The sequence below is a fragment of the Haloarchaeobius iranensis genome (assembly GCF_900103505.1).
GTDB classification, from domain to species: Archaea; Halobacteriota; Halobacteria; order Halobacteriales; family Natrialbaceae; genus Haloarchaeobius; species Haloarchaeobius iranensis.
In genome coordinates this window covers 85,799-92,687 of record NZ_FNIA01000014.1, presented here as the reverse complement: position 1 = coordinate 92,687, position 6,889 = coordinate 85,799, and the positions used below count along the sequence as shown (strand labels likewise).

Sequence of the window (6,889 nt, the reverse complement as noted above, 5' to 3'; positions counted from 1 at the left end):
GACGGGCGTGTCCCGCCGCCCATCCCACCGGGTGACCCGGACGCCTGGTACGCACCCGACGTGCGGGACCACTACACCGTCCACGGCGACGTGGTCGCGACCGTCGCCGAGACGGGCGAGGGGTTCACGTACGACGTGCGCGAGCCGTCATTGACGCCCGACGAGGAGGCGACACTCGAGGAGATCCGCGAGCACTTCTCGGCGGCGAACCTGCGCCGGCCGCGGACCCGCGAGGGAACCGTCTCGCGGATGGAGACGGGGCTACGGCCGAAGTATCGCGCGGCTCTCGACCAGCTCCTCGAGGGGAGTCCGGAGTCGCGACGGCGACTCCGGTACTACGCGCGGCGGGACGTTGGCTGTCTCGGCGCGGTGACGCCGCTCGCACTCGACGAGCGCGTCGAGGTCGCCGACCCAGCCGAGGACCGGCTCTCTGTCCACACCACGGACTTCGCGCCGGCTGAGACCGAGTTCCCGGCGGACGTGCGCTTCCTGGACCGCGTGGCGAGCGAGCGACTGACGACGTACCGGGTGCCGTTCCGCGGCTTCTCGATTCCGGTCGTACTCTACCGGGAACGACTGCTCGGTCACGACGCGTTCGCGACGAAGTACGCGGTTCGGGAGCCCGGGCTGCTGCCGGGGGACGAGGAGTTGCTCGCGGAGGCGAAAGAGCGCATCTGGGAGACGAACGTCGAGCAGGTCGTCGAGGACAGCACCGAGTTCGTCCGCGAGCGGGCGGAGCAGCTGCTCGCCCGCAGACTCACCGCCCGGAACGCGAGCGCGTGGTTCGACGCGACCCGCCACCGCGTGCGCAGCGTGCTCGCGGACACCGGGCTCGGCGTACCGCCGGTCGACGGCCGCTACGAGGACGGCCGGCTCGCCGACCTCGTCTACTACGTCCTCCGGGACTACGTGGGCGAGGGCCAGCTCACCGTCCCCATCCGCGACCCGAACCTGGAGGACATCGAGGCGAACCGCGTCGGCGAGCGCGTGAAGGTCGTCCCCCGGACCGACGTGGGCCACGACGGGCGCATCCCGACGAACCTCACCTTCGAGCGGGAGTCGGCGTTCGTCAACGTCGTCACCCAGCTCGCGGCGGCCGACGGCGCGGAGCTCAACGCCTCGAACCCCTCGGCGAAGGTCAACCTCAGCCCGGGCGAGGTCGACGACGGCGTGACCATCCGGTGTGCGGTCGCGCTCCCGGTCATCTCCGAGGACGGCCCGCACATCTCCATCCGGAAGCAGGCACCCGATGCCCTCACGCCCGTGGACCTCGTGGACGGCGGCAGCCTCACGGCGGACCTCGTCACGGTGCTGTGGATGCTGTACGAGCACCACGGCGTCGTGCTGTTCTCCGGGCCCACCGGCGTCGGGAAGACGACGCTGATGAACGCGCACATGCCGTTCGTCCCGTTCGACGACCGCCCCATCTCCATTGACGAGGGTAGCCGGGAGGTCAGGCTCCCCCACGAGACAGGCATCTCGCTGACGACCCGCGACCACGAGGACGAGTTCAAGGCGGTGACGATGGCCGACCTGATGACGGAAGCGAACTACCTCAACCCCGACGTGGAGGTCATCGCGGAGATCAACACGCCCGCGTCGTTCTCTACGTTCGCCGAGAGCCTCAACACTGGACATGGGTTGTTGGGTACAACCCACGCCGAGAACGTCGAGAAGCTCGTCAACCGCGTCGTCGAGCAGGGGCTCCCGCCGTACCTGCTCCGCGAGCTCGACCTCGTCGTCTTCCCGAAGCGCGTCGACGGGGAGCGCTACGTCGGCAGCGCAGTGGAGTTCGTCGACGAGGAGCGCTACCGTGCCTGCAGCGGGCGCTGTGGCGTCGTCGAGAAGCACGGCACGACGGTGTACTGGAACGCCATCTTCGAGCGCACCGTCGAGGGCGAGTTCAGGTTCGACTACGCACACCCGGCGGTCCACGACGTGGAGAACCGTCGCTGCGGCGTCGACCTGTTCGAACGCCTCGCCGACCGGACGGACCGGCCCACCGAGGCGGTCGAGCGGGAGTTCCACCGCAAACACCGCTACGTGGAGTACCTGGTCCGCGAGGGGGTCGACGACTTCGAGGAGCTGTTCTCGTTCCTCTCTGACCTGCGGACCGACGAGCAGGCGACCGTCGAGCGAATCGGTGCGGGGAGGGGAGCGTGAGCCTCTCCGACGACGACCGCCCGACGCTCGGCGCGAACCGCGACGCGCTCCTCGACCGGGTCTGCTACGCGCTGTTCTCGCGACACGCCGACCGGTCGCGCCACGACGGCGACCGGGACCGCTACCGGGCGACGGACCTGCACGTACCGTTCGACCTGTACGTCTCTCGTCTCTACGCGCTGTCGTGGCTCGCGGCGGCGCTCGGGTTCCTCGTCGGGGCCGCGCTGACCCTGTCGCTGCGGGCGACGACGCTTCGCGGGATCGCGGACTTCGTCCAGACCGGGCTTCCCCTGCTCGCCCCCGGGACGGTCCCGGTGGTCTCCGAGACGGCGGTCGCGGCCGCCGTCGGCCTGCTCGTCGCCGCGGCGGCGAAACTCGGCAGCCGGCTGCTCGGTGGGCGGTACCTCGCGTGGCTCGCTGCGGCCCGACGGTCAGCCATCGAGGCGACCCTGCCCGGGGCAGTCCGGTACCTCCGTGCACTCTCGACGGGGAGCGACGACCAACGCGAGATGCTCCGGAAGGTCGCGGCCAACCGCGAGGCGTACGGCGAGACGGCCGTCGCCTGCCGCACGGTGCTGAACAAGGCCGAACTGACCGGCAGCCTCGACGACGGGCTCAGAATCGTCGCCCGCGACACGCCGTCGCGGGACGCGCTCGCCCCGTTCCTCCTGAAGTTCCGCGAGCACGCCGACCAGGGCTCGGCCGAACTGACGAGCTACCTGCGCATGGAGGCGCGGATGCTCGGCCACCGCCAGTCCCGCGACCGGAACCGCGCCGAGGGGTTCCTCGAACTGCTCGCCGAGCTGTTCATCGTCCTGCTGGTGCTCCCGGCGCTGCTCGTCATCGTCCTCACGGTGATGAGCGTGCTCACGCCGGGGCTGAACCAGCCGGCGAGCACGCCGCTCGGGCCGGTCACGCCGCGCGCGCTGCTCGTCTACGGCTCCGGCGGCTTCGTCCTGGCCGTCGGGGCCTGTGCGGCCGCACTCGTCGCGAGCCTGCGACCGCCGACCGGGCGTCCCTCCTACCGGCGGCCGGCAGGCCTCCTCGACGTGCTGGGGACCGCCACGACGAACCCGTCGAGCGCCGCGGTCGTCTGGGCACTTCCGGCCGTGCTGTTCGCGCTCATCGTGTTCACGGCGGGCGAGCGCGTCGTCGCCGCGGTGCTGCTCGGCTACGTCGCCTACGCCGTGCCCGTCGGGCTGGTCGCCACACGGCGTGCCCGTCTCGACGACGCGAAGGACCGCGAGATTAAGGACTTCGTCCACGCCGTCTCGGGGCACGTCGCGCTCGGCCGACCGTTCGCGGCGGCCGTCGACCTGGTCGCTCGCGACGTGGACCTCGGGCCGCTCGACGAGGACGTCGCGGACCTCGCGTTCAACGCGACACTGACGACCCGCGACGGCGACCTTCGGGCGGCCGCACTCCAGCGGTTCGTCGACCGTGTCGGGACGCCGCTGGCCGAGCAGACGATGGGCCTGGTGACGGGCGCGCTCGACGCCGGCAGCGACGTGGAGACGGTGTTCGACACGCTCCAGACCGAGGTCGGGCGGCTCTACCACGAGAAGAAGTCGCTCCGGAACGCGATGCTCGTCTACGTCGCCGTCGGCTGGACCGTCGCGCTGCTCGTCGTCGGCATCATGGTCGCGGTCAACGGCTACGTGCTCGACAGCTTCGCCCAGCTGTCGGCCGTCTCGACGCCCGGCACCGGCTTCGTCCTCGACTCGGACGCGGTCGACGTTGGACGGGAGCACTACCGCTTCTACGTCGTCACCCAGTGTACGATGCTGGCCAGCGGCTGGTTCGCCGGGGTCGCCAACCGTGACCGGTACGACGCGCTGCTGCAGTCCGGGCTGCTGGTGCTCGTGGCACACGTCGTGTTCAGGGGGGCGGGCATGATATGACGGGTCAGCCGCCGTCGCACGCTGGCTCCGGCCGCGCCCAGTCGAACGTCGTCGGCGTCGCGCTCCTGCTCGGCATCACGGTCGTCTCTCTCGGTGTCCTCACCGCGAGCATCGGGCTCGCGGTCGACGCCGGGACGGGTGCGGCCGACGCCGCCAGGGTCGGGGACGACGTCGACGACGCACTCCGCCCCGTCGAGGTGACGGGCGAACACGTCGGGACGGTACGGGCGACCGACGGCCAGCTCCGGACCGTCGCCCGGGACCTGCGAGTGCTCAACGAGTCCGGCACCGTCGCCCGCCTCGAGGCGGACGCGCTGGTCTACGAGACCGACGGGCACCGGGTGGCGTTCCTCGCGGGCGGCGTCGTCAGGGGCGAGGGGAGTGGTGCACGGCTCGTCACCGAGCCGCCGGTCGTCGCGAGCCCGGACGGCGAGGTGCTCGTCGTGGGCGTCGCGACGCTCGGCGCGGACCGGCGAACCGTCAGCTTCGCCGGCGAGCCCGTCCGGCTCCGAACGAACGTCACGCACGACCGCCGGACGCTCGGGGCCGGTACGTATCGGGTGGCCATCGAGACCGAGACCCCCGCGGCGTGGCGCTCGTACTTCCGCGACCTCGGGGCGACCGTCACCGACCGCGATCTCGACGGCGACGGCGTCGACAGCGTGGTCGCGACGTTCCCGAACGAGCGCACGGCGTATCTGGTGGTCCACGCGCTCCACCTGGAGGTGGGCAATGGGTAACGTGCACCCGGACCGGCGCGGCGTCTCGCCCGTCGTCGGGAAGGCCCTCGAGATCAGCGTCGTCGTCCTCTACATCGGACTGCTGTCGACGACGCTGTACGGGGGTGTCGTCCCCGACTTCAGGTCGGCTGCGGGCGACGAGCTGGCGGACCGCACCCTCGCCGGTGCGACACAGGAGGTCGAGGACGCGGTACCGCCGGGAACGGCGACGGCGGTCGACGTGCGCCGACGGGTCGAGCTGCCCCGGACCATCCGCGGCGAGCCCTACCACGTCCGGACGGACGGCCGGACCCTCGTGCTCGACCACCCGGATCCGAACGTCGCGGGCGAGACGACGCTCGCGGTCCCCGCCGCTGTCGCTCAGGTCGAGGGGTCGTGGTCGAGCACGGCCGAGGCGTTCGTCGTCGTCGAGGGGACGGACGCGGGGCTGGTGGTCCGACTGGAGCGGGGTGACGCGTCGTGACCGGGTCCGCCACCCCGTCGACCGACCGCGGGCAGGCGAACCTCGTCGCCCTCGCCGTGGCGCTGCTCGCACTGACGGCCGTCCTCGGCGTCGCGCTCGTCGTCGCAGACGGTGCGTTCGCCGGCGCGGACCGCGACCCGGGCGAACGTCGGCTCGCGAGTTCGCTGTCGGACCGGCTGGTCGCCAGCCATGGACCGTTGACCACCCGCGCCAACGTGCTGAACGAGAGCGCGGTGGACGACCTCGACGGCACCGCGCTCGCCGCCTCGTTCCCGGTGGTCGAGGGACGGGACGTGCGCGTCAGGCTCGACGGCGAGACGGTCGCACGGACCGGCGACGTGACCGGCGGGAGCACGGTCCGTCGTCTCGTCCTCGTCGAACGCGAGGAGTCGGCGACGACCACGCCGAACCTCGACCGGGACTCGGTCACGCTCCCGCGACGGACCGACCGCGTCACCCTGGCCATCGACCCGCCGACGGGAACGCGGCTCACGACGGTTCGAGCGAACGGTCGCGTCGTCGCCTACGACCCCGCTGGCCTGACGGGGAACGTCACGGTCTCGGTCTCGCGCTTCGAGACGACCACGCTCGCGTTCGACGCGAACGGCACGCTCCCCACCGGCAGCGTGGCGCTCACCTACTACCCGACGCGGACGATCAAGGCGCTGCTCGTGGTGACCGTCGATGACTGACCGCGCGCAGCTGTCGCTGCCGGCCGTGGAGGCGGGGGTGGGCGTGCTCCTGGTGCTCGCGGTGGTCGCCACGTTCGCCCTGCCGGTCGCCGACGGCGACACGACGGAGGCACAGCTCGACACCTACGCGAGCGACGCGGCGACGGTGCTCGCCGGAGAGCCGCCGCGCCACGGGGGCGCGACCCGGCTCTCCGAGGTCGCTCGGTCGGAGGCCTCCTTCGAACGGGAACGGGCCGCGCTGGAGCGCCGCGTCGAACGCATCCTCCCGGACAACCTGCTCTACCGCGTCGAGACGCCCCACGGCTCCGTCGGCTACCGCGTCCCAGCCGGAGTCTCGGTGGGTGTCGCGACGGTGCCCACGGGCCACGGCGAGGTGACGATACGGGTGTGGTACGTGTGATCCGGTGCTCGCGACGCGCACAGCTCGTGCTCGCCGCGGCGGGTGTCGTCGCCGTCGCGCTGCTGCCGCTGACGTTCGCGTACCTCCAGCTGGGGTCCCATCCGGACGTCGATGCGAGCGAGGACTCGGCGAGCCCGGTCCGCGACGGCGTCCGCGTGCTCGAACGCGCCGTCCACGAGGCCGGCAGCGACGCGACCGGCCGGCCGTGGCGCGAGCGCGGGGCGGTCGCCGACGGCGTTCGGGAGACGCTCGACCCACGCTTCCGGACGTTGGACGGCTCGCGGGTCGCCGAGGGCATCGCCTACGAGGTGCGGGTGAACGACTCGGCGGCGGCCACGTGGGCGGCCGAGCGCTGTCCGTCGGGACCGGACCGGCAGTTCGGCGACTGCGAGGCCATCGACGGCACCGTCGTCCAGGAGCGCGCCGGGGAGACGACGGTGCTCGCGGTCGCTGTCGACCTGACGGTGACGACGCGGGAGGGCGTGTCGGCGGTGACGGTAGTCGTACCAGTCGTGGGGTGACGGCCGGGT

General features: G+C 72.1%; 7 protein-coding genes. All 7 read left to right on the top strand.

The annotated features are described in order from the left end of the window. Positions 1–2,163, top strand: a 2,163-nt coding sequence (locus BLT27_RS12885; RefSeq protein WP_245707748.1) for a type II/IV secretion system ATPase subunit, incomplete at its 5' end; no start/stop codon positions are given. Continuing rightward, positions 2,160–4,064 (top strand): type II secretion system F family protein, encoded by a 1,905-nt coding sequence (locus BLT27_RS12880; RefSeq protein ID WP_089734522.1) that lies wholly within the window; start codon positions 2,160–2,162, stop codon positions 4,062–4,064. The genes BLT27_RS12885 and BLT27_RS12880, both read left to right, overlap by 4 nt. Continuing rightward, a complete protein-coding gene (locus BLT27_RS12875) occupies positions 4,061–4,804 on the top strand; it encodes a DUF7289 family protein (protein WP_089734520.1) in 744 nt (247 codons plus the stop codon). The genes BLT27_RS12880 and BLT27_RS12875 overlap by 4 nt, the downstream gene beginning before the upstream one ends. Beyond that, complete coding sequence (locus BLT27_RS12870; RefSeq protein WP_089734518.1) at positions 4,797–5,267, top strand: DUF7266 family protein; 471 nt, start codon at positions 4,797–4,799, stop codon at positions 5,265–5,267. The genes BLT27_RS12875 and BLT27_RS12870 overlap by 8 nt, the downstream gene beginning before the upstream one ends. Next, positions 5,264–5,959: a DUF7263 family protein gene (locus tag BLT27_RS12865; protein ID WP_089734516.1), complete on the top strand. Its 696-nt coding sequence runs from the start codon at positions 5,264–5,266 to the stop codon at positions 5,957–5,959. Before BLT27_RS12870 ends, BLT27_RS12865 begins: the two co-directional genes overlap by 4 nt. After that, on the top strand, positions 5,952–6,359 hold the full coding sequence (locus tag BLT27_RS12860; protein WP_089734514.1) for a DUF7262 family protein: 408 nt from the start codon (positions 5,952–5,954) through the stop codon (positions 6,357–6,359). The genes BLT27_RS12865 and BLT27_RS12860 overlap by 8 nt, the downstream gene beginning before the upstream one ends. After that, the gene (locus tag BLT27_RS12855) at positions 6,347–6,880 is read left to right on the top strand and encodes a DUF7261 family protein (protein WP_245707746.1); all 534 of its coding nucleotides are present in this window, start codon (positions 6,347–6,349) and stop codon (positions 6,878–6,880) included. Before BLT27_RS12860 ends, BLT27_RS12855 begins: the two co-directional genes overlap by 13 nt. Positions 6,881–6,889 lie beyond the last annotated feature (9 nt).